General features: G+C 53.4%; 19 protein-coding genes. 14 read left to right on the top strand and 5 right to left on the bottom strand.

Annotated features, from left to right (window positions below; translation table 11 throughout):
* Position 1 precedes the first annotated feature (1 nt).
* The gene (locus tag C7W93_RS14390; protein WP_370446460.1) at positions 2-1,078 is read right to left on the bottom strand and encodes a sigma-54-dependent Fis family transcriptional regulator; all 1,077 of its coding nucleotides are present in this window, start codon (positions 1,076-1,078) and stop codon (positions 2-4) included.
* A gap of 233 nt (positions 1,079-1,311) precedes the next feature.
* On the opposite strand from C7W93_RS14390, the gene C7W93_RS14385 reads away from it, so the two are divergent.
* Both C7W93_RS14385 and C7W93_RS14380 read left to right on the top strand, forming a co-directional pair.
* Complete coding sequence (locus C7W93_RS14385; protein WP_108440884.1) at positions 1,312-2,265, top strand: LysR family transcriptional regulator; 954 nt, start codon at positions 1,312-1,314, stop codon at positions 2,263-2,265.
* 248 nt (positions 2,266-2,513) lie between these two features.
* Entirely contained in the window at positions 2,514-3,992 is a 1,479-nt protein-coding gene (locus tag C7W93_RS14380) for a Fic family protein (protein ID WP_108440883.1), read from the top strand.
* Positions 3,993-4,168: 176 nt separating this feature from the next.
* Here the strand turns inward: C7W93_RS14380 and C7W93_RS14375 are convergent, their stop codons facing one another.
* From C7W93_RS14375 to C7W93_RS14360, 4 genes are all read right to left on the bottom strand, one after another.
* Positions 4,169-4,966: an SDR family NAD(P)-dependent oxidoreductase gene (locus tag C7W93_RS14375; RefSeq protein ID WP_108440882.1), complete on the bottom strand. Its 798-nt coding sequence runs from the start codon at positions 4,964-4,966 to the stop codon at positions 4,169-4,171.
* Positions 4,967-5,026: 60 nt separating this feature from the next.
* The gene (locus tag C7W93_RS14370) at positions 5,027-5,800 is read right to left on the bottom strand and encodes an SDR family NAD(P)-dependent oxidoreductase (RefSeq protein ID WP_108440881.1); all 774 of its coding nucleotides are present in this window, start codon (positions 5,798-5,800) and stop codon (positions 5,027-5,029) included.
* Between the two features lie 125 nt (positions 5,801-5,925).
* Positions 5,926-7,809 carry a TRAP transporter large permease subunit gene (locus tag C7W93_RS14365; RefSeq protein ID WP_108442129.1) on the bottom strand — a complete coding sequence of 628 codons (1,884 nt, stop codon included), beginning with the start codon at positions 7,807-7,809 and terminating at the stop codon, positions 5,926-5,928.
* 11 nt (positions 7,810-7,820) lie between these two features.
* Positions 7,821-8,852 (bottom strand): TRAP transporter substrate-binding protein, encoded by a 1,032-nt coding sequence (locus tag C7W93_RS14360; protein WP_108440880.1) that lies wholly within the window; start codon positions 8,850-8,852, stop codon positions 7,821-7,823.
* A gap of 457 nt (positions 8,853-9,309) precedes the next feature.
* Between C7W93_RS14360 and C7W93_RS14355 the strand changes: the two genes are divergently transcribed.
* The 12 genes from C7W93_RS14355 to C7W93_RS14300 all read left to right on the top strand — a co-directional run bounded on the left by C7W93_RS14355 (position 9,310) and on the right by C7W93_RS14300 (position 22,267).
* The gene (locus C7W93_RS14355; RefSeq protein ID WP_108440879.1) at positions 9,310-10,485 is read left to right on the top strand and encodes an acetyl-CoA acetyltransferase; all 1,176 of its coding nucleotides are present in this window, start codon (positions 9,310-9,312) and stop codon (positions 10,483-10,485) included.
* 347 nt (positions 10,486-10,832) lie between these two features.
* Positions 10,833-12,413 carry an acyl-CoA synthetase gene (locus tag C7W93_RS14350; protein WP_108440878.1) on the top strand — a complete coding sequence of 527 codons (1,581 nt, stop codon included), beginning with the start codon at positions 10,833-10,835 and terminating at the stop codon, positions 12,411-12,413.
* Positions 12,401-12,979 carry a DNA-binding protein gene (locus tag C7W93_RS14345; protein ID WP_225869890.1) on the top strand — a complete coding sequence of 193 codons (579 nt, stop codon included), beginning with the start codon at positions 12,401-12,403 and terminating at the stop codon, positions 12,977-12,979. Before C7W93_RS14350 ends, C7W93_RS14345 begins: the two co-directional genes overlap by 13 nt.
* Positions 12,972-13,373, top strand: coding sequence for a PPC domain-containing DNA-binding protein (locus tag C7W93_RS14340; RefSeq protein WP_201747262.1), 402 nt, complete (start codon positions 12,972-12,974; stop codon positions 13,371-13,373). The genes C7W93_RS14345 and C7W93_RS14340 overlap by 8 nt, the downstream gene beginning before the upstream one ends.
* Before the next feature lie 119 nt (positions 13,374-13,492).
* The gene (gene gcvA, locus C7W93_RS14335; RefSeq protein WP_108440877.1) at positions 13,493-14,377 is read left to right on the top strand and encodes a transcriptional regulator GcvA; all 885 of its coding nucleotides are present in this window, start codon (positions 13,493-13,495) and stop codon (positions 14,375-14,377) included.
* Between the two features lie 593 nt (positions 14,378-14,970).
* On the top strand, positions 14,971-16,488 hold the full coding sequence (locus tag C7W93_RS14330; RefSeq protein ID WP_108440876.1) for an aldehyde dehydrogenase family protein: 1,518 nt from the start codon (positions 14,971-14,973) through the stop codon (positions 16,486-16,488).
* A gap of 219 nt (positions 16,489-16,707) precedes the next feature.
* Entirely contained in the window at positions 16,708-17,784 is a 1,077-nt protein-coding gene (locus tag C7W93_RS14325; RefSeq protein ID WP_108440875.1) for an ABC transporter ATP-binding protein, read from the top strand.
* The gene (locus tag C7W93_RS14320; RefSeq protein WP_108440874.1) at positions 17,777-18,634 is read left to right on the top strand and encodes an ABC transporter permease; all 858 of its coding nucleotides are present in this window, start codon (positions 17,777-17,779) and stop codon (positions 18,632-18,634) included. The genes C7W93_RS14325 and C7W93_RS14320 overlap by 8 nt, the downstream gene beginning before the upstream one ends.
* A 12-nt stretch (positions 18,635-18,646) precedes the next feature.
* Positions 18,647-19,444 carry an ABC transporter permease gene (locus C7W93_RS14315; RefSeq protein WP_108440873.1) on the top strand — a complete coding sequence of 266 codons (798 nt, stop codon included), beginning with the start codon at positions 18,647-18,649 and terminating at the stop codon, positions 19,442-19,444.
* A complete protein-coding gene (locus C7W93_RS14310; protein ID WP_108440872.1) occupies positions 19,441-19,734 on the top strand; it encodes a (2Fe-2S)-binding protein in 294 nt (97 codons plus the stop codon). The genes C7W93_RS14315 and C7W93_RS14310 overlap by 4 nt, the downstream gene beginning before the upstream one ends.
* A complete protein-coding gene (locus C7W93_RS14305) occupies positions 19,731-21,137 on the top strand; it encodes an NAD(P)/FAD-dependent oxidoreductase (protein WP_108440871.1) in 1,407 nt (468 codons plus the stop codon). The genes C7W93_RS14310 and C7W93_RS14305 overlap by 4 nt, the downstream gene beginning before the upstream one ends.
* Positions 21,134-22,267: an FAD-binding oxidoreductase gene (locus C7W93_RS14300; RefSeq protein WP_108440870.1), complete on the top strand. Its 1,134-nt coding sequence runs from the start codon at positions 21,134-21,136 to the stop codon at positions 22,265-22,267. The genes C7W93_RS14305 and C7W93_RS14300 overlap by 4 nt, the downstream gene beginning before the upstream one ends.
* Positions 22,268-22,321: the final 54 nt, after the last annotated feature.

The following is a 22,321-nucleotide window of genomic DNA, read 5'->3' as shown; positions in this document are numbered from 1 at the left end:
ATCAAGATGCATAAGCAGGCATCGCCTGATCGCGCAGATGCGGAATATCCAGTTCTCGCAACTTCCGATATAGCGATGCGCGGCACATTCCTAATTGCCGCGACGCGGCAGAAATATTCCAACGGCTGCCATTTAAAGCGTCAATCACGCGTGAGCGTTCATCGCGCGATGGCGTGCTGGAGTGACTTTGACGTGGGAAAATTGGTAGCGCTGTGATGCGGCGCACATTCTCGACCGGGCTGCTTTCCACCTGAAATTGCATCAAATCCTCAGGCAAATCGCTGACTTCAATCCGCGTTCCATTCATGACGGCGCAGCAATAGCGGACGACCGCATGCATTTGTCGCAGATTGCCCGGCCATGGATACGCCAGCATGTGCTGTAACGCAGCCGGGGCAAGAATCTGATCGGGTGCCTGTATTAGCGATAACTCATCCGCGATCATTTGCATGATCAACTGGTATTTATCGGCGCGTGCGCGCAATGTCGGCAGACGCAGTACACCGCCGGCAATCCGATAATACAAATCCTCGCGGAACGTGCCTTGCGCCACCAATGTTTTTAAATCCTGATGCGTTGCGCAGATCAAATGCACATCTACGCTGACCGGATGCGGCGCACCCAATGGCATGACTTCGCGTTCGGACAACACGCGCAATAATCGGGTTTGCAGAGAAAATGGCATATCGCCGATTTCATCTAAAAATAAAGTACCGCCATCAGCTTGCTGGATTTTGCCTTTCATGCCGCCCGGCAATGCGCCGGAAAATGCGCCTTTGCAATAGCCGAACAATTCGCTTTCGGCCAGACTTTCGGGGATAGATGCGCAATTGACGGCGACTAGATTGCCGTTGCGACGGGCGCTGAAGGCATGCAATGCGCGAGAGAGAAATTCTTTGCCGGTGCCAGTTTCACCAAGGATCAAAATCGGGATGCCGCGGTCGATCAACAACTTGCCGCGTGTAATCAGTTCTTGCATCTGGGGATCGCCGCCGCAGAGTTCTTCCAGTGAGCGATAAGGCGTTGTTCTGACATGGCTTTTATGCGTGGATAAAGCTACCGTTGGTGTCGGCATCATTGTCTCCTGTTAGGAACTAATTATTTTTATAAGTGGCGTTCATTCTGGCTTATGGCTGAATGCGCTTTTTAAAACTCGTCAGGATATGTTGCTGGCAACAAGTCTTGCGTGTTTTTATGAGACAGCGGTAAAAGTCTTGGATCAGAACGCTATCTCTGGAACTAAGAATAGCTAGCTTAGTTGATTACTTCCAATACAATATAGTCACCCAATTAATACCTTAAAGGTATCAGATGATCGAGTTGCGCCATTTAACGTATTTCAGAACCGTTGCTGAAACCTTGCATTTTGGGCGTGCAGCGGGGTTGCTGCATATTTCGCAACCGCCGTTGACGCGGCAAATTGCGGCCCTGGAAAGGGAGTTGGGCGTCATGCTGTTTGACCGCAGCAGACGCAATGTGCAGCTGACGCAAGCGGGGCAGAATTTTTATAAAGATACGGCCGAAATTTTCAACGCGCTGGATCGGGCAAAACGCAACGCCGTGTCTACCAGCGCGGGTAAGAGCGGTGCGCTGATGGTGGGTTTTATGATGTCATCGGCGTATAACATTTTGCCTTCGGTGACGCGGCATTACTCTGCTGCGTATCCTGAAGTGGATATGCAATTGACGGAATATGTGCCGAATTTGTTGGCGATCGATATTAAGGAAAATAAGTGTGATGTGGGGATTATGTATCGGCCGGAGGACTGTGCCGGGTTGGATAGTCGGACTATTTATTGCGAGCCGTTGGTGTTGGTTTTGCCGAAAAATCACCGTTTGGCTTCAAGTGAAATGATTTCACCTAAAGACCTGGCAAGTGAATCTTTTATCAGCATTCCGCGCACGATAGCGCCGGTTGTCTATGATTTGATCGTGGATTATTGTCGGGTGAATGGTTTTAGTCCGCGGATTAAGTTGGCGACTAATTTGCAGCAGACGATTGTTAATCTGGTCGGCGAGGGGTTGGGGGTGGCGATGGTGCCTAGTTCGATGCAGGCGATGCATTTGGAGACGACAGTGTTTAAGCGGATGACGGATGCCCCGATGGTTGAGGTGGCGGTGATCTGGAATAAAGAAAACCGCAACCCTTGTCTTCGGACTTTTGTGGAGACGGCAGAGGAGGTATGGGGGAAACTTGCCGAGTCGATGCAAAGTGCGGAAAAAGGTGCGGTGAAGAAATCGTCGAAATTGGTTAAAACAGAGTGACGAAATAACGTCGGCCGGGATGTTATTTAGTGTGGATTGAGAGGGCCTTTTGCGGCGCTTTTTCAGTTTTAAATACCAACCATCAGAATAAAACCATCAGCAAAAAATACGCAATAAGTTGATCGTGAATTGGGCAGCAAATCCAGGACACCCCCCTTCCATTATTTGTTATAATTTTTTGGCGAAATCACTTTTTTAACGCAAAAAGTTATAATTTCTCGATAAAAGTTAAAAGAATTCAATATCCAGTGACCCCAATCGGCTACGCCCATCTCATTAGTGTCCTAAACCTCAACGTGTTGCCTTTGGCAAGACCAGCGTTTGCCAATCCTTCAGTAAATCGTCGTACCGAGAGCGACGCGCGCATTCTGTTTCCAACTGGCGTCGCCATCGAGAACACACTTGTAGGCCATCTGGAATTTGCACTACGACACGAGGGCGTCAATCTGGAAGTCATCGACGCCGTATTTGAACATCTGCCGCCGCACGATTTAATTGCCCGACTAAAGGCAACCCCCACCGGCGAGCACATCCGCCGGGCCTGCTTTCTCTGGGAATGGCTGACCGGCAAGGACCTGAATGCAGGCATAGCAGTTAAAGGTGGCTACGTAGACCTTTTCCCTGAAGACATCTATTTCACCGCCACCAAATCCACCCGTGCCCAGAATTTTCGAGTTCGCAACAACGCCTTAGGCACACCCGATTTTTGTCCGATAGTGCGCCGCGCAGCCATCCCGAAAGACGCGCCTTTACCAGAATTGCTGCAAGAAGCGCAGAGAACCCTAGATGCAGTAGACAACCCAGAAATTTATAGCCGGGCGCTGGCCTACCTGTATCTGTCAGAAACGCGCGGTAGCTATGCAATCGAATCGGAGACCCCCAGCTTCAGCAAGCAAGAGCGGTTCGTGCAGCTTTTGAAGCATGCGGGAGAGCACGTCAACATGAGCGAAGAATGGCTGGTGAAATTACAAAACGTCATCGTGCGTGACGTCTACAGCCAGGAAGCCTCCTATCGTACTAAGCAAAACTGGCTGGAAGACAGCATTAGTCGCATCTCATTCATCCCGGCACCGATCGAAGACCTGACACGCGTCATGCGCGGTTGGGAAGCCTTCATTAACGATGATGAACGTTGTACCGATGTGCTAGTCAAGGCCGCCTGCGCCGCCTTTGGCTTCGTCTATCTGCATCCTTTTCTGGATGGCAACGGTCGCTTGCACCGCTTTCTTATCCAGCATGTGCTGGCACGCTCGGCGCTTATGGGACCAGAAACAGTTATTCCCGTCTCTGCGGTTATCGAGCAGAACATCCCGCAATATCACGCTGTTCTAAGTGCCTTTTCGCGACCCGTGACGGCACTTTGGGATTACCACCGCGGCGACATCGATCCTATTATTTTGCGCGCGCCGGGCAGTCGCTCTTACCGTTTCTTTGAGGCGGACCGGGAGGTGGCGTTTCTTCATGCCGTTATCAAGCAAGCCGTTCAGGAGGAAATTCCGCGTGAACTCGCTTGGTTAAAGGGGTATGACCTAGCATTTTCAACACTCGATCGTGAGCTGGACGTACCCCAGAAAGACCTTTCAGCCCTCATCCGGATGATTCAGTCCAACAAAGGGATGCTCTCGGCTAATCGCAGGAAAAAGTATGTTTATATCCCAGAAAAGGTCCTCAACCGAATCGAGGAAGTGGTTCGGGAGACGTTCAAAGCCTTAGAGGATCAAGAGTAATCATCAAAAATTTAAGATTTTTCGATAAAAACTGAATATTTAGCAAAAAAGTTATAATTTTTCGATAGAAGTTAGAAGATTTCGATACCTTGGCGACATTTTGGTAAAGCCCCACCCCGAGCTAATTTTGAACAAGCTACCCCGGAGCGCAAACCGTTCCAACGACTAAACCGGGTTTAATCACACTTAAGTGACAACCCGCCATCCACAATTAAATCCACTCCAGTAATATACCGCGCCGCATCCGAAGCCAAAAACAACGCCGCATGTGCCACATCCCAGGCATCCCCCATGTGCCCCATCGGGCACTGCGCATCCCGTTTCTGCCGCATCTCCTCAATATCCCCACCATAAGAAGCCTTCAGCGGCTCCCGAATCATCGGCGTATCCATCATCCCCGGCAAAACACAATTCGCCCGAATTCCCGATCCGGCATACTGCATAGCGACATTCTTTGTGAACGCTAACATCGCCGCCTTAGTCGCCGAATAAGCAACATAAGGAAACCCAATCCAACGCAACGCCGCCACGGAGGAAATATTCACAATCGCGCCTTTGCGCTGGCTCTCCATCACCGGCAAAACATATTTACAGGTCAAAAATAAGCTAGTCTGATTCACCGCCACGACCCGATTCCAACTCTCTTCGCTAGTCTCAACTGGGCCGCCAACTTCGGCAATCCCAACATTGTTATGCAACACATCAATCCGTCCAAAACGCGCCATTACAGCCGCCACCATCGCCTGCACATCTTCGCGTTTAGCAACGTCTACCGCCATGACTTCGCAAATCCCGCCTTCAGACCGAATCACATCGCGCGTCTCTTCAGCGGCCTCTAAATTGCGATCCACCGCAAACACTTTCGCACCTTCTCGTGCGTACAACGCAGCGGCAGCTTTACCGTTACCCCAACCCGGCCCAGCGGACCCCGCGCCAGTAACGATAACAATTTTGCCTTCCATGATGGGCTTCATATATTTCCTAGCGACCAGTGAAATGTTTAATTAAATCCGACGAACTTCAACCCAATGCGTTTAAACGGCCAACACGCCAGCGGCGATAAATCCTCCATCCACAGGCACAACATGGCCCGTGATAAATGACGCATCCGGTGCTGCCAAAAATGCCACCGCAGCAGCGATCTCAGCCGGTGTGCCATAGCGTTTCATCGGAATCCCATTCGTAAAACTGACCCGCGTTTCCGCTGAATGCATTGCCTGCGTCAACGGCGTATCCACCGGGCCGGGCGCAACACTATTCACCGTAATGCCATGTTCGGCCAACTCAATCGCCATCTGCTTGGTCAAGCCAATTACCGCAGCCTTCGAAGTCCCATACGCGGTCCGTCCAGTTCCGGCACGCAGCCCTGAAACCGAAGAAATATTGATAATCCGTCCCCATTGATTGCGTAACATCAAACGCGCCGCATGCTGACCGCACAGCATCACGCTGGTCAGATTAGTTGTCAGAATCTGCATCCAGCCATCCAGTTGCACGTCCAGGAAAGAACACATTTTGGCGATCCCGGCATTGTTCACCAGTACGTCGCAACGGCCATAGTCCTTCTCGATAGTCGTAAATGCCTGCGCAATCGCCGCAGCATTGCTGACATCCATTTGCAGCGGTGCTGCCATCCCACCCGCCGCATTAATCTTCGCCGCCGTTGCCGCCGCAGCATCGTGATTGATGTCCGCTACCAAAACCATCAGCCCATCGGCCGCCAGACGTTCAGAAATTGCAGCACCGATGCCCATGGCTCCGCCCGTCACGAGCGCCACTTTGTGGACGCCGCTATCATAATGAGGCATTTTGTATCTCCGAGATGGGGGCGATCTGTCGTGTCTGTCAGAAGTTCGTAGACCCTACAGACCGCCTTTTTTGATTTGAATTAAGCCAATGGATTAATTAATTTATTGAATGAATGAATGAAGAATTATTTTGGAAGAAAGCCAATTGAAATCCAAGGTATGGCAACCACTACCAACAACGCCAGCACCAGCGCTGCCAGATATCCCCAGACCCGATTGAACACACGATCCGGCGAAACCTTACCGATAGCGCAAGCAGCATAGAAGCCCACCCCAAACGGCGGAGCAAACAAGCCTATCCCCATCGACAAAATCACCACCATCGCATAATGCACGTCATGGATGCCGAGCGAACGTGCTACCGGAAACAGTAACGGACCAAACAACACGATCGCCGGAATGCCTTCCAAGATGCTGCCCAACACAATGAAGATCGCGACCGAAATCAGCAAGAACCCGGTTCCACCGCCCGGCACGCCTTGCATCAACTGTACCAACTTGGCCGAGAAACCAGACTGGGTCAGCGCCCAAGCCATCGACGTCGCCATACCGATGATCAGCAAAATTGCGCCCGACAAAGTCGCCGCTTCAATTAGCATCGGATACAGCCGCTTGAAGTTCAGATGACGCATAAATATGTGCATCACCAGACCGACGACGATGGTGTAAGCCACGCCGATAGTCGCTACTTCGGTTGCTGTCGCGACACCTTCAATCACTGCGACACGGATCAGGATCGGCAACGCCAATGCTGGCAACGCCACGATCAACGTTTTGCCGATAACTGCTAACGTTGCGCGTTTGACGTCGGGCATTGGCTCGCGCCGTGCACGGAACCAGCAAACGATACCGATAGCGATGGTTGCAATCACCGCTGGCATCAAACCACCGATGAACAACGCCGTGATCGATACGCCGCAGACTGCGCCGATGGTGATCAGTACCAGACTAGGCGGAATCGTTTCGGTCATTGCGCCGGAGGATGACAGCAGGGCCACCAATTCTTCCGGTTTAGCGCCACGTTTTTTCATCTCAGGGAATAGTGCCGGCGCAATTGCCGCCATATCCGCTGCCTTGGAGCCAGAAATACCGGACACCAAAAACATCGCCCCCAACAAAACGTATTGCAAGCCGCCGCGTACATGGCCCAGTAATGACGCCATGAAATCAATCAACGTGCGCGCCAGACCGCTGATTTCCAGCAATGCTCCCAGCAATACAAACAGCGGTACCGACAGCAAAATCAGGCTCGACATGCCTTCGTCCATGCGGCTAACCACGATCATCATTGGCGCGTTAGTCGCCAGTGCCAGATAGGCCATCGTCGCGGTGCCGAAAGCAAACGCAATCGGAATACCGCCCGCCACGCACGCCCCGATCAACACGACAAAGAAGATGATCAGGTTGTAATTGCCCATCGCGATCAACATCGGTTTGCCCAACCACAGCGCAAGGGCGATGATGCCCACTACGCCGACGGCAGAGCCGACCTGTTTAAACGTCGCATGGCTAGCCATTTTTGCAATCGCCGCCAGCAACATCAGAATTGCACCAACCGGTAACGCCGCTGCCCGCAGACCATCAGGGATTTCGAGGGCCGGGGTAGTAATCGCCATCTGTTCGGTAGCGTGGGTAACTGCAGGATGAATGATCATCAGCACGAAGATGCAGACGACCAGCGCCGCCACCGTCTCAAACCAGATGCGCCATTTTTCTGAGAGTTTGTTGACGATGGCAGTCAGCCGCATATGTTCGCCACGGTCCAGAGCCAACACCGCACCCAGCATCGATAGCCAGATGAAGAGTGTGGATGCCAGTTCGTCCGACCATATCAGCGGATCGTGCAATGCGTAGCGGTAAGTGACGCCGATGAACAGCACCAGCGTTTCGACCACAACCAGCAGTGCCGCCACCGCGGCGACTACGTGCATGACGCCGCGGTTGATGGTCGCCAGCAACCTAGCCAGAAAGTGGCTTTGCACCGGTACAGGATAGGTGGCAGAGGTCATAGCAACGCTCATTACGCCAGTTTTCCGGTGTATTTCTCAAGCACTGCCCAAGCTTCTGGACCGAACTTCTTATGCCATTGCTCATAGAAACCAGCGCTGCGCAGCTTGGTACGGAAGGCTTCGTTATCGGTGGTATTGAAGACCAGACCTTTAGTTTTCATGTCGGCGACTAATGAATCGTTCAGTGCTTTCGTGTCGACGCGTTGCTTGAGACCAGCTTCATTGACGTTGCGCGTCACGATATCTTGCAGATCCTTAGGCAGTTTTTCAAACGATGCTTTGTTGCCCAGACACCAGAAACCGTCCCACATATGATTGGTGACGGAACAGTATTTTTGGACTTCGTACAGCTTGGCAGTGGCGATGATGGCCAGTGGATTTTCCTGACCTTCGACGATCTTGGTTTGCAGGGCGGAATACACCTCGGCAAAGTTAATGCTGGTCGGTGCGGCATCAAAAGCGCGGAACATCGATGTCCAGAGTGGGCTAGGCGGCACGCGCAGCTTCATTCCTTTCAGGTCTTCCGGCTTATTGATAGGACGGGTGCTATTGGTGATCTGGCGATAGCCGTTGTCCCAAATTTTGTCGAAAGCGAACAAGGTGGACTTGGCAGCAATTTGCTTGCGGACGAAAGCACCCAGATCGCCATCCATCGCAGCCCAGACCTGGTTGTAATCCTTGAAAGCAAAGCCGATGCCGCTGATCTGCGCATCTGCAACCAGCGTTCCCAGAATCAGCGGAGACAACATAAAGTAATCGATCGCACCGGCACGGATTTGCGACAGCATGTCGGTATCGGTACCAAGTTGACTGTTTGGATACACCTGCATGTCGACGCGACCTTTGGAGTCGGTCGCGATTTTGGCAGCCATTTCTTTGGCGCGCACATTCATCGGATGGGTGATCGGTAGATTATTAGCGAATTTCAAAGTGAATTCCGCAGCAGCATGGGCTTGTGTTGAATACAGACCGAGACCGCTGGCGGCAACCGCCGATGTAGCAGAAATGGTTTTCAAAAAACGGCGGCGTGAAATATTACCCATCTGTTTGTCTCCTGGATTTAAGTATGAAAAATGCTATCTGCATCTGTATCGATGCTGTATCGATGCTTCCTGATAACGGATAGAGCAATTTAGATGCCAAGCCCGGGCTTACCTTTTGAGATTGCCCTGATGCATGGCCGTATGCCTTAGCGGCATTGCTATTCTCGTCTAAAACGGGGGATTCAAGGTGACTTCTATGGTGGATGTCATGTGTTTAATTTGTGCGACAGGTGTCGCATGGAATAAACACCTGTATATCCCGCAGTGCAGCAAATTTGGCGAGTGGGAAACGGTCATGTAAAGGGTGTAAATTGACCTCTATGTGCTTGCCTGCATGCTGATCCAAATGGCGCGATGTTGTGCGTGCTTTCCTTTGTAATTACTTATGTCCGACCATGAAATAGCTGTGGCATCGTTTTTGCATAGCGTCTTGTGAAAACTCTTTTAAGGAAACCTTATGACTACTTCCGCACCCTGTATTACCGGCTGGAACCATTCGAAGTTCGGTAAGTTAGATGGCATCGATCCTGAAATTTTAATTTCCGAAGCGGCGAAGGCGGCGATCGCACACGCGGGTTTGACCCCGGCGGATATTTCGTCGATTCACATCGGCACTTTCAATGGTGGTTTTTTGTACCAGGATTTCCCTTCGTCGTTGGTGTTCAATCAGATTCCTGAGTTACGTTTTACGCCTTCTGTGCGGGTGGAGAATGCTTGCGCTACCGGTTCGGCGGCGATTCATTCAGGTTTGCAAGCGGTGTTGTCAGGGCAATCGAAGCATGCGTTGGTGATTGGGTTTGAAAAAATGTCGGAGCTGGCAACGGCGGCGGTGGGGGATGTTTTGTTGAAATGTTCTTATGCCAAAGAAGAGGCGAGTATTCCCGGCGGATTTGCAGGTGTATTTGGGAAGATTGCGCAAGCTTATTTTGAACGCTATGGCGATCAATCGGATGCGCTGGCGGCGATTGCTGCGAAGAATCACAAGAATGGTATGTCGAATCCGTACGCGCATATGCATAAAGATTTTGGGTTTGATTTTTGTCGCAATGTATCGGAGAAAAATCCGTTTGTGGCTGGCCCGCTGAAGCGGACGGATTGCTCGCTGATTTCGGATGGTGCTGCAGCGATGATTATCAGTGACGCTGATGTGGCGAAGGGCATGACCCGCGCAGTGCAGTTCCGCTCAGCCGTGCAGGTGAATGATTTTCTGCCGCTGAGTCGGCGCGATCCTACGCGGTTTGAAGGCGGGATGCTGGCTTGGCAGAAGGCGCTGGGACAGGCTAAGTTGACGTTGAATGATTTGTCGCTGGTTGAGACGCATGACTGTTTTACGATTGCTGAGTTGCTGGAATATGAGGCGATGGGGTTGGCTGAGCCGGGGCAGGGCGCGCGGGCGATTCTGGATGGCGTTACCAGTAAAGAGGGACGGTTGCCGATTAATCCTTCTGGTGGGTTGAAGTCTAAGGGGCATCCTATTGGGGCAACGGGGGTTTCTATGCATGTTATGGCGGCTATGCAGGCTTGTCATGATGCTGGAGACATGCAGATTCCTGATGCGCGGTTTGTGGGGGTGTTCAATATGGGTGGGGCGGCGGTGGCTAATTATGTGAGTATTTTGGAGAGAGTTAGGTAATTGGGGTTTGCGAGAGGGTTTTGGTAATTTGAACGGTTGGTGCTCCGTTGCTGCAAGCCGGGGGCGGGCCGGCAGCAAGTCACTTTGTTCTTGCTTCGGCTAGGCGCCCCACAGAAAACGCAACCAAAAAGAAGGCGATCGCAGATATCGCTGCCCTTCCGGGCCTCAAATGTCTCAGAAGTTTGCCGGGTCGAAAAAGCAGCTCGCTGCACTCAAACATGTTTTCCGACCAACCCCGTCAACCCCCAAACATTTGGTAGCGCTACATAACACCACCATCGAACACCACCACCGAACACTAATAACAACCCTATCCCTTTGAACAGATTCTAAAGAAAACCACCATCATGTTAAAAAAAGTTATGAATCTGGGACGACTTCTATCCGACGTCGCCCGACGGTTCCCAGACCAACCCGGTCTGATCATAGGTGAACACATCTCCACCTGGCAGCAAATCAACAATCGCGTCGACGCCGTATCCCACGCCTTCCAAAAGCTAGGCGTAAAAAAAGGCGACAAGTTTCTCGTCCACTCCCGCAATAATCTACAAATCTTCGAAAGCGCCTGGATAGCATTCAAGCTAGGCATGGTCTGGGTCCCCACAAACGTCCGTATCACCCCACCAGAAGCCGCCTATCTGGGCGAGTCAAGCGGCGCGAGCATCATGCTATATGACCACGGCATGGCCAATTACGTCGATGCAGTCAGAGCAGTCTCCCCAGCCCTAACCCACGTAATAGCGCTGAGTAACCCGCGCGAAGGCGAACTAGATTACGAAGCGCTGGCAACAGACCCGGCGAACAGCCACCCATTCGAGGAAGTTGAAGTCGACTACGAAGATCCCCTATGGTTCTTCTACACATCAGGCACCACCGGCCATCCCAAAGCAGGCATGCTATCGCACGGACAAATGGCCTTTGTCGTCACCAATCATCTAGCCGATTTGCTACCTGGCCTGTCACATAAATCACGTTCATTAGTCGTCGCCCCACTATCCCACGGCGCAGGCATCCACGCCATCGTCAATACCGCCCGCGGCGCAGCAAGCATCCTGCCCGCAACAGAAAAACTCATCCCCGAGGACGTCTGGCAATTAGTCGAAAAGCACCGCATCGACAACATGTTCACCGTCCCGACCATCGTCAAAATACTCACCGAAGATCCCTCAGTAGACCGCTACGATCACAGCTCGCTACAACACGTCATCTATGCAGGTGCGCCGATGTATCGCGCCGATCAACGTTACGCGCTGCAAAAGCTCGGCAAAGTATTAGTCCAATATTACGGCCTGGGCGAAGTCACCGGCAACATCACCTTCTTGCCAACCTACATGCACACCGACGACGACAGCGACCCACATGCCCGCGTCGGTTCCTGCGGCATCCCGCGCACCGGCATGGAAATCGCCATCCTGGACGAGTCCGGCAAAAAATTAGCCGCCTTTGAAACCGGCGAAATATGCGTGCGCGGCCTCGCCGTATTCATGGGCTATCACAACAATCCCGAAGCCAATGCCAAAGCATTCAAAGATGACTGGTTCCACACCGGCGACATCGGTCACGTCGATCGCGAAGGATTTTTGTACATCACCGGACGTTCTTCCGACATGTATATTTCCGGCGGTTCTAACGTCTATCCGCGTGAAATTGAAGAAGCATTGCTGACCCATCCGGCAGTGTCCGAAGTCGCAGTATTAGGCCTGCCAGACCCCAAATGGGGCGAAAGCGGCATCGCCGTCATCGTCACCAAGGGCGGTGCAACAGTCGATTGCGAACAACTGCACGCGCATCTGGAAGAACGCCTCGCCAAATACAAATGGCCGCGACGTTTTGTATTCTGGGAAACAATGCCCAAATCCGGCTACGGCAAGATCGTCAAAAAACAGATCAAATCGTTGCTTGAAGCAGAGGGGGAATGTCATCTATGACCACCGCAAGCAACATTGCAACCACCTCATCCAGCGCCCATCGTTCGCGCATGATGCTGCATCCCGGACCGTTTAATCCGGTCAGGATTCAGAGTCGGCATGCGGCAAGTTGTCGGCACGTGCGCCTGACGCTGGTTGCCGGCCTCAGTCTGTTTGATGCGATTGTTAAACCGCTGATTGAGATCGGTATCAAGAGCGCCTCATTCACCATACTCGGCGGTTATTTCGATCAAATTGAATATTGCGTGGCCGCGCCCGATCCATCGCATCAAGCCATGATCGCGTATTCCAAACCGATTCAAGCCGGTCCTGCGTACATGATTTTTGGCAATGCGACGATGGGCAAAAATCAGCATGGCAAACCAATCGTGCATTGCCACGCCGCGATTCGCACCCAAGACGGCATCGTCAAAGGCGGTCACATTATTACCGACACCTGCATCGTCGGCAGTACCCCGATTTCAGTCCTGGTCACCTCGCTCGATGGCTTCGAGTTGCGCGTGACTTACGATCCGGAAACCAACATCCCCCTACTACAACCGCAAGCGGAGAGCCCAAATGAGTGAAGCAACCATCGTCGAAACCGGCAGCATGGGCCGCGTCGCCTATGCTCGTATTGCACCGAATGAAGATTTGGTGCTGGGCGTCGAAAAATTATGCATGGCAGAAGGCTTCAAGAACGCTTTCGTGCGCGGCGCTTTAGGCAGTCTGGTCGATGCCTGTCTGGGTACGCGGGATGGCAAATACGTGCAAATCAAAGGACCAGCCGTAGAAATCGTCAGCCTTGCCGGTGAAGTGCGCTCACAGGAAGACGGATCGTTGAGCGCATCGCTGACCGGCGTAGTCGCGGATACTGAGGGAAATGTCTACGGCGGTCCATTCGTGGCCGGGGCTAACCCAATCTGTATGACGTTTGAAGTGACGTTGGAAGAATGGTTACCTTTGGCTGTCGCGTTATAAGTTGCGATGTTTTGTAAATTGCATGCACATTGTTGTAGGCTCTTGCCTTATTCACGGAATGTCTGCTAGCCTCATCCGCATTCACTCACGGTTGTCGGCCTACAACGATTGCGTAAAACATGCGAAGATTTATCCCCTCTACCTCCTGCCTGATCGCCTTTGATACTGCAGCGCGTCATTTGTCATTTACCAAGGCTGCGCATGAATTGCACATGACGCAGGGGGCGGTCAGCCGTCAACTGGCAGTGCTGGAAACGTATCTTGGCGTCAAGCTGTTCGAGCGGGTGAATCATCGTTTGATCCTGACCGAAGCCGGGCGCGAATATGCGATGCAGATATCGGCAACTTTGACGCAGGTCGAAATAGCCACCTTTCAAGTCATGACTTACAAGAATTCGGCTGGCATGTTCAATTTGGCAACGCTGCCGACGTTCGGCATCAAATGGCTGATTCCTCGGTTACCAAAATTTACTAAAGCGTATCCAGAAGTTATCCCCAATCTCAGCACGGAAGTGTTGCCGTTTGATTTCAACAGCCGCCAGGTCGATGCCGCGATTCACTTCGGTGAGCCGGATTGGCCCGGCGCGGTGATGGTGCGCCTGATCGGTGAAGAAGTAGTGCCGGTATGCAGTCCGTCGCTGAGCACTGAGGTGCGCAGCGTTGATGATCTGACGCGAATGACGCTGTTGCAGCACACGACCCGACCACTCGCCTGGCAGGATTGGTTCCGTCAAGCGGGGGTGGATTGTCCGAATGCGTTGTCTGGTCCGCGCTTTGAGCAATTGTTAATGGTCATCCAGGCCGCCGTCGCCGGATTGGGCATCGCCCTGATGCCGAAATTTCTGGTCGAAGTGGAAATTGCTTCCGGGCAGCTATATATACCGTTTCCGCTTGCCTTCAAAAGTCCGCAATCCTACTACCTTACTTACCCCGAAAAAAACGCCAGCAAGCCTGCTGTGATCAAATTCCGTGACTGGATTTTAAGCGAGTTGCAGGACAGCTAAGACATGCGATGCACCGTTGAGCGTCGGCCGTGGTTTACATTTCTGTCTGGAAATAAAACGCGATGGTGTTCGCCATTCGGTTGCATCACTGCGGCAATTTATCTATCGCTGCAAGGCTTTTCTTCGGCCTAATTGTCTCAACGAATACTAAATTGACGATGACTGGCAGAAACAATCATCGTCATGATGGCAAAAATAACGACTATTTTTTAAAAAATTTCCCCTATTGCGTTACTTTGCGCAATCGCTTTATTGGGACTGATCCTCACTTTGGTGCGGCTTATTGGTCGTATCGAAAAGAGCCTAAATCATTGAGATTTTGGAATGCATCCTGCCGAATGAGAGGGAGTTTCGACTGGGGTGTTCCCTGCTAGCCTTCAGCTTGGCGATGAATGCACCTTTCCGATGCGCTTATGCTGCACTGCACCCTTTTTTGCCATGACCAAAAGTAATGATGTCCTGAAATTTTTTACCTTTCAAAGTCACCAGTTTATTACTTATACTCAGCCTCGAATTCTCTGAAACACACGCCGCAACCGGACTGGCCGACATGTTGATTGCCAGTCGGACGCGTGATCGCCAAGGACACCACCATGCAAGCATCAACCTTATTTAACGAACTGGGCTTTGACTGTTCTTCCCAGGCCGGTACTGATCTCATCGCACGTTCACCACGCGATGGCGCCACCATCGCATCGCTGCGCACCCACACTGTGGAAGAGGCCGAGCAGGCCATCTTGAACGCACAGCAAGCCTTTGAAAAATGGCGCGTAGTACCAGCGCCGGTACGCGGCGAACTAGTGCGTCTGCTGGGCGAAGTCCTGCGTGAAAATCGCACGCAACTAGGCCAGCTGGTCACGCTGGAATCCGGCAAAATCCTCTCCGAAGGTATCGGCGAAGTGCAAGAGATGATCGATATCTGTGACTTTGCAGTCGGTCTGTCGCGCCAATTGTATGGCCTGACTATCGCCTCCGAGCGTCCAGGTCATCGGATGATGGAAACCTGGCATCCGCTTGGCGTTTGCGGCGTTATTACTGCATTCAATTTCCCGGTAGCAGTCTGGGCCTGGAATACCGCGTTGGCGTTGGTTTGCGGCAATGCAATCATCTGGAAACCATCAGAAAAAACACCCGTTACCGCGCTTGCGGTGCAATCGCTTTTCGCCAAAACCGTGGCACGTTTTGCACAGGAGCGTTCTGATCTCGTACCGGCGAATTTATGCCAGGTGCTGATCGGGCGTGGTGACATCGGTCAAGTCATTTCTCGTTCGCCGCTGGTGCCGCTGGTCAGTGCGACCGGCAGTGTAGCGATGGGACGCAAGGTTGCAACTGCTGTGGCAGAGCGTCTTGGTCGCAGTTTGCTGGAACTGGGGGGCAATAACGGCATGATCGTTGCGCCAAGTGCTGACTTGAATCTCGCATTGTTGGGCCTGACCTTTTCTGCAGTCGGTACAGCCGGGCAGCGTTGTACCAGTTTGCGCCGCTTGTTTGTGCATAGCAGCATTCACGATGAGCTGGTGAGCCGTATCGAGCGTATTTATGCCAGCGTAAAAGTCGGTGATCCGCTGGATGCAGAAACGCTGGTCGGTCCGTTAGTCGATCAGCAAGCGTTCGATGCGATGCAAAAAGCGCTGGCGCAAGCTCGTGCCGAAGGTGGCGTGGTCACTGGCGGTGAAAGAGTCGATTTGAACGGCGACGCAGATGCGTTTTATGTGCGTCCGGCGCTGGTACGCATGCCGCAACAGAGCGCGATCATGCACCACGAAACCTTTGCACCGATTTTGTATGTGACGCGCTATGAAAGCTTTGATGAGGCGATTCGTCTCAACAATGCGGTGCCGCAGGGCTTGTCGTCGGCGGTGTTCACCAACGACATGCGCGAAGCGGAAGCCTTCATGTCAGCCACCGGCAGCGATTGCGGACTGGCAAATGTCAACATCGGGACCAGCGGCGCTGAAATCGGCGGCGCTTTCGGTGGCGAAAAAGAAACAGGCGGCGGCCGTGAATCAGGCTCCGATGCCTGGAAAACCTATATGCGTCGCGCCACCAACACGATCAATTACAGTCGCACGCTGCCACTGGCGCAGGGTGTGAAGTTTGATATCGCGTAGTCAAAAGTAGTCATTTCGACCGGGCGCATGCGCCCGCGGATGCATTCAGTCATGCATAGTCCGGTCAATAATGATTGCTCGAAAGACGCAGGGACGTTTCCATCAAAAAAATAACAAGCGATGCCAATGATTAGCATTTTGGCGGCGCGGATTTTATATCAACAGGTTGCAAATACTGGCTCATCGCAATTATAAAAAAGGCCGGTACAGGAGATCCGCATGACTTTTTTGAAATTAGAAAATCTGTCGAAACATTATGGCGATTTCACTGCAGTTGAGAATCTGAATCTGACGGTCGAGAAAGGCGAGTTTGTATCGCTGCTAGGCCCGTCCGGTTGCGGCAAGACCACCACGTTGCAGATGATCGCGGGATTTGTCGATGCGACGCAAGGGAGCGTCGTTCTGGATGGACGCGATATTACGCACGAGAAACCGAATCGGCGCGGCCTCGGCATCGTGTTTCAAAGTTATGCGTTGTTTCCGCACATGACAGTTAGCGATAACGTGCGGTTTGGCCTGGAGATGCGGAAGGTTCCTAACAGCGAAAGTGCCGAGCGCGTAAGTAAGGCGCTGGCGCTGGTGCATCTGGATAAATTCAGCCATCGTTATCCACGCGAGTTGTCGGGCGGTCAGCGGCAGCGTGTTGCGCTGGCGCGGGCCTTGGTGATTGAACCGCCGGTATTGCTGCTGGACGAGCCGATGTCGAATCTGGATGCCAAGCTGCGTGAAGATATGCAGATCGAATTGCGCGAGATTCAGCGCAAGGTCGGCACCACCACCATCATGGTCACGCACGACCAATCGGAAGCGCTCTCAATGAGCGACCGCGTAGTGGTGATGGAAGCCGGGCGGGCAGTGCAGATCGGTAAGCCGTTCGATACCTATGAAAACCCCGCCAATCAATTTGTGTCGCAGTTTGTGGGTAAGGCGAATCTGTTTATCGGCAAGGTTGAATCGCAAAGTTCGCAAGGCGCGACGTTACGCGTCGGCGCGCAGTTGCTGCACGTTACCGATACCAATCTGCAAGTCGGGGATGAGGCGACGTTATGTCTGCGTCCAGAAAAACTGGAGCGTTGTAATCAACACGATGAAATGATCCGTGGCGAGGTGCAGGCCAGTTTTTTCCTTGGCAATCAATGGCTATATCGGATCGGCACTGAATTGGGCGATGTGCTGGCAATCTGGCAGAACTGCGGTCAGGCAGAGTGCGCGGCTGGTCATCAGGTTTCATTGCGCTGGTCGCCGCAAGCGATGCACGTAGTTCGTCGTCAGGCAGGCGGAGTAGTGCATGGATAAACCGCGCGTATCGCCGCTGCCGTATCTGTTGACAGCGCCTGGCATTATTGTATTTTTTACGATGGTGCTGGTGCCGTTGCTGCTGACGTTTATCTTGTCTTTCAATGGCTTCGATGCGATTACCGGCATCAAGGCAACCTATAGTTTCAACAATTATTGGCAAGTCGTCAGCGATGAATATTATCAAGGTATTTTCCTGCGCACCTTCTGGGTGGCAGCACTTACAACGCTGATCTGTATCCTGATCGGCGCGCCGGAAGCGTATGTATTAAGCCGCATGCGCAAGCCGTGGCGATCGATTTTTCTGATCGTAATTCTGGCACCGTTGCTGGTTTCAGTCGTGGTCCGCGCATTTGGCTGGAGCATGTTGCTGAGCGCCGACGGTCTGGTCAATACGATGCTGGGCTGGTTCGGCATACCGCCAGCAAAACTGTTGTACACCACCGGCGCAATGGTCGTCGCACTGGTGCATGTAATGTTGCCGTTCATGGTGATTCCGGTCTGGACTTCGGTGCAGCGACTAGACCCGGCGGTGGAACACGCAGCGCTATCCCTGAATGCGTCACAACCGACTATCTTGCGTCGCATCGTTTTGCCGCAGATTTTGCCCGGTATTCTGTCCGGCAGTCTGATCGTTTTCGGGCTCAGCGCCAGCGCCTTTGCGATTCCGGGATTGCTGGGCGGACGTCGATTGAAAGTCGTGGCAACGTCCGTCTATGATGAATTTCTGGGTTCGTTGAATTGGCCGATGGGGGCATCGATTGCCATCATTCTGCTGGTCGCGAATTTACTGATCATGTTGAGTTACAACCGGATTTTGGAACGCAAGTATTCCAAAGTTTTGGGTTAAGGGAGAGACCAGATGCGTAAAAATGGTCCGATTTCATTACTTTTTCATGCGTTGGTGGTGGCCTTCGTACTGGCACCATTGCTGATTGTTTGCCTGGTAGCGTTCACGCCGGGCGATACATTGTCGTTGCCGACGCACGGTATTTCGTTGCGCTGGTTCAGGGCAATATTCGATCATCCTAATTTTGTCGATTCGTTCTATATCAGTTTGCAGCTGGCGTTCATCTCCGCGACTGTGTCGGTGTGTATAGCATTGCCTGCCGGACTGGCGATTGGACGTTTTCAATTTCCTGGACGCGATTTTCTGAATGCATTATTTCTATCGCCGTTGATCATTCCTACGCTGGTGCTGGGCGTCGCTTTGATGCGACTTTTTGCGGCTTTAGGGGTGGCGGGATCGTTTGGCTGGCTGGTGGTATCGCACGTCGTGGTGATTACGCCGTATGTGTTGCGGCTGGTGCTGGCGGCGGTGGTCGGTATGGATAAAAGCGCAGAGCATGCCGCGCAGTCGTTAGGGGCCGGACCATGGACCGTTTTTCGGCGGATCACGCTGCCGATGATTCTGCCGGGATTGACCGGCGGCTGGCTGCTGGCTTTCATTAACAGTTTCGATGAATTGACGATGTCGATTTTTGTCACCACGCCAGCAACGATGACGCTGCCGGTACGCATGTATATGTACGCCACCGAATCGATTGATCCGATGATGGCATCGGTATCGGCGCTGATGATTTTGATTACTGGTGTCGCAATGCTGATTCTGGATCGCGTCTATGGATTGGATAAGGTATTGATTGGGCAGCAAGCATGACGATTCTTATCAGAGTAGCTGAAACAGAGCGCTCGCCGGTCGCGTTCTGGCTAGACGGTGAGGCTGTGACAGGTCTCAGCGGCGACAGCGTTTTGACCGCCGTGCTGACCAGCGGCGACCGGGTCCGTGTGTCCGAATTCAGCGGTATGCCGCGTGCCGGATTTTGCCTGATTGGCGCTTGTCAGGATTGCTGGATGCGCACTGAAGATGGCGCGCCGTTGCGGGCTTGTACGACCCTGATTCAGCCGGGCATGCGTTTGTTAACCAGCGGTATCCGAGGTGACGCATGAGCAGCAGCAAGCCGCCTTCGATTGTGATTGTCGGTGCAGGTCCAGCCGGTGTGCGGGCCGCTGAAACGCTGGTGGCGGCAGGGCTGCACCCGATAGTGGTGGATGAAAATGTACGTTCTGGCGGGCAAATATACCGCCAGCCGCCGGAAGGATTTCAGCGCTCTAAAAAGACTTTGTATGGTTTCGAGTCGGCCAAGGCGGACGCGATTCATCAATCTTTTAACGCGTTGCGTGCGCAGGTCGACTATCGACCGGAAACGCTGGTGTGGAACTGTGATGCCGGGCAACTCGACTTGCTGCATCAGGGCCGTCATCAGATACTCGACTTCTCCCACATGATCCTGTGTACCGGCGCGATGGACCGCATCATGCCGTTTCCGGGCTGGTTGTTGCCGGGCGTCTACACGCTGGGCGCGGCGCAAGTCGCATTGAAAGCGCAGGGCTGTGTGATCGGTGGTCGGATCGTGCTGGTCGGTTCCGGGCCGTTGCTGTATCTGGTTGCCTATCAGTATGCGAAGGCCGGTGCCGACGTTGTAGCAGTGCTCGATACTGCATCATTTTCTGGCAAGTTGCGCGCAACCGGGGCCTTGCTGCGGCAACCGCTGACGTTCGCCAAGGGTTTGTATTTTATTGGCTGGTTGCGCAGTCGCGGTATTCGCATCGTTGAAGGCGTGGACAACATCGCGGTTAGCGGCGATCTGAAAGTGCGGCAGATTACCTGGCAGCGCAATGGTAAATCGGAACAGCTCGAATGCGCGGCTGTGGCTGCCGGTTTCGGCTTGCGTTCAGAAACCCAACTCGCTGATCTGGCTGGTTGTGCCTTTGAATTCGATAGTCTCAATCAACAATGGTTGCCGGTGCGTGATGCGGCAGGCCGCAGCAGTGTGCCTGGCATTTATCTGGCCGGTGATGGCAGTGGTATCGCCGGTGCGGATGCTGCGGAATTGGCCGGGCAACGTGCTGCGCTGGCGTTGTTACAGGATATGGGCAAGCCGGTGGTGCTGGCGCAGGCCGCCCGTATCGATCACGCATTGCAAGGGATTCAAGCGTTTCGGCGCGGGTTGGAAAGTGCGTTCCCGGTGCCGGTACATTGGGCCAGAGAAGCTGCGGACGATCTGGTGATCTGTCGTTGCGAGGAGATTACTGCTGGCGAGTTGCGCCGCAGCGTACAACATGCCGACACAATCGAAATGAATCGGCTCAAAGCCTTGACACGAGTTGGCATGGGACGTTGTCAGGGGCGGGTTTGCGGGGCGGCAGCAGCGGAGATTCTGGCCTGCGCCTCGGGCAAAACGGTGGCCGAAGTCGGTCGTTTGCGCGGACAACCGCCGGTCAAGCCGTTTCCGGTGGCGTCCGTCATGCTGGCGCAACAGCTTGCAACATCTTCACAGGAGTTGCCATGACCGAGCGTCTGATAGCTGATGTTGCGATTATCGGCGGCGGCATAATGGGCAGTTCTGCGGCGCTGGCGCTGCGCGGTCAGCAGCGTTCAGTCGTCCTGTTAGAGCAGGGTTGGTGCGGCGCGCAGGCTAGCGGTGTCAACTATGGCGGCGTGCGCCGTCAGGGCCGCGCACCGATTCAAATGCCGTTGGCGGATCGGGCCCATGCGCTCTGGCAACGCCTGCCGGAAATCATCGGCAGCGATGGCGAATACATCATGTCCGGCCATCTGAGGTTGGCGCGCAGTGCGGACGACATGGCAATCCTCGAAGCTTACCGCGAGCTGACTCAGCCGCTGGGTCTGTCGCTAGAATTAATGGGGCGAGAAGCGGTGCATAGCCGCTATCCATGGCTGGGCAAAGAAGTAGTGGGCGCATCGCTGTGCGCCACCGACGGCCACGCTAATCCACGCTTGGTCGCCGCGGGGTTTGCGCTCGCAGCAAAACGTCAGGGCGCGCAGATACACGAAGGTAGTCGGGTCGACAGCATGACCTTTGACGGTAAACATTTCACTTTGCGTACCCATAATGGTCTGGAAGTACAGAGCCGTTTTCTGCTCAATTGTGCCGGTGCCTGGGGTGCTAACGTGGCGGCTCAGTTCGGTGAGCCGGTGCCGGAACAACCTATTTATCCGAGCATGTTCGTCACCGAGCCATTGCCGAAACTGGTAGATGTCAATCTTGGCCTGGTCGGTGGTGGTTTTTATGCGCGTCAGGTGGAACGCGGTAACTTCGTCATCGGCGGAGCACGCGGGCGGGCACAGGGTAGCGATCAATTGGCGCTGGAGGCAACGCGACCGACCTCTGCAGCCACGTTTCAGACGATGGGCATGATCTACGACATTATTCCGGCGCTGCGGCATGCGCTGGTAATCCGTAGCTGGACCGGGATTGAGGGCGAGATGCCGGATGATCAGCCGGTGCTCGGCCCTAGTTGTACTACGCCCGGTTTATTGCATGCGTTCGGTTTTTCCGGCGCTGGTTTTCAGCTAGGTCCTGCCGTCGGCGAGGTATTGGCCGAACTGGTGCAGGGCGGTATAAGTACAACGCCGATTGGGCCGTTCGGGATTCAGAGATTTAGTTTGGCAGGGTGACGTCAGTCATTGTCGGGAGTGGGAATGCAAGTGTGCTGCATGGGGTTGTTTAAT

Source organism: Glaciimonas sp. PCH181, assembly GCF_003056055.1.
Classification (GTDB): domain Bacteria; phylum Pseudomonadota; class Gammaproteobacteria; order Burkholderiales; family Burkholderiaceae_D; genus Glaciimonas.
Note: the sequence above shows the minus strand (reverse complement) of the source record. Positions and strands in the feature narration are given on the sequence as shown.

Bases quoted from the DNA above. Each gene is read 5' to 3' on its own strand.
- C7W93_RS14370 (WP_108440881.1), bottom strand. From the start codon at position 5,800: ATGCCTCATTATGATAGCGGCGTCCACAAAGTGGCGCTCGTGACGGGC.
- C7W93_RS14345 (WP_225869890.1), top strand. From the start codon at position 12,401: ATGTCATCTATGACCACCGCAAGCAACATTGCAACCACCTCATCCAGC.
- C7W93_RS14325 (WP_108440875.1), top strand. From the start codon at position 16,708: ATGACTTTTTTGAAATTAGAAAATCTGTCGAAACATTATGGCGATTTC.
- C7W93_RS14355 (WP_108440879.1), top strand. From the start codon at position 9,310: ATGACTACTTCCGCACCCTGTATTACCGGCTGGAACCATTCGAAGTTC.
- C7W93_RS14375 (WP_108440882.1), bottom strand. From the start codon at position 4,966: ATGAAGCCCATCATGGAAGGCAAAATTGTTATCGTTACTGGCGCGGGG.
- C7W93_RS14365 (WP_108442129.1), bottom strand. From the start codon at position 7,809: ATGACCTCTGCCACCTATCCTGTACCGGTGCAAAGCCACTTTCTGGCT.
- C7W93_RS14320 (WP_108440874.1), top strand. From the start codon at position 17,777: ATGGATAAACCGCGCGTATCGCCGCTGCCGTATCTGTTGACAGCGCCT.
- gcvA (WP_108440877.1), top strand. From the start codon at position 13,493: ATGCGAAGATTTATCCCCTCTACCTCCTGCCTGATCGCCTTTGATACT.
- C7W93_RS14330 (WP_108440876.1), top strand. From the start codon at position 14,971: ATGCAAGCATCAACCTTATTTAACGAACTGGGCTTTGACTGTTCTTCC.
- C7W93_RS14340 (WP_201747262.1), top strand. From the start codon at position 12,972: ATGAGTGAAGCAACCATCGTCGAAACCGGCAGCATGGGCCGCGTCGCC.
- C7W93_RS14390 (WP_370446460.1), bottom strand. From the start codon at position 1,078: ATGATGCCGACACCAACGGTAGCTTTATCCACGCATAAAAGCCATGTC.
- C7W93_RS14305 (WP_108440871.1), top strand. From the start codon at position 19,731: ATGAGCAGCAGCAAGCCGCCTTCGATTGTGATTGTCGGTGCAGGTCCA.
- C7W93_RS14310 (WP_108440872.1), top strand. From the start codon at position 19,441: ATGACGATTCTTATCAGAGTAGCTGAAACAGAGCGCTCGCCGGTCGCG.
- C7W93_RS14350 (WP_108440878.1), top strand. From the start codon at position 10,833: ATGTTAAAAAAAGTTATGAATCTGGGACGACTTCTATCCGACGTCGCC.
- C7W93_RS14385 (WP_108440884.1), top strand. From the start codon at position 1,312: ATGATCGAGTTGCGCCATTTAACGTATTTCAGAACCGTTGCTGAAACC.
- C7W93_RS14315 (WP_108440873.1), top strand. From the start codon at position 18,647: ATGCGTAAAAATGGTCCGATTTCATTACTTTTTCATGCGTTGGTGGTG.
- C7W93_RS14300 (WP_108440870.1), top strand. From the start codon at position 21,134: ATGACCGAGCGTCTGATAGCTGATGTTGCGATTATCGGCGGCGGCATA.
- C7W93_RS14360 (WP_108440880.1), bottom strand. From the start codon at position 8,852: ATGGGTAATATTTCACGCCGCCGTTTTTTGAAAACCATTTCTGCTACA.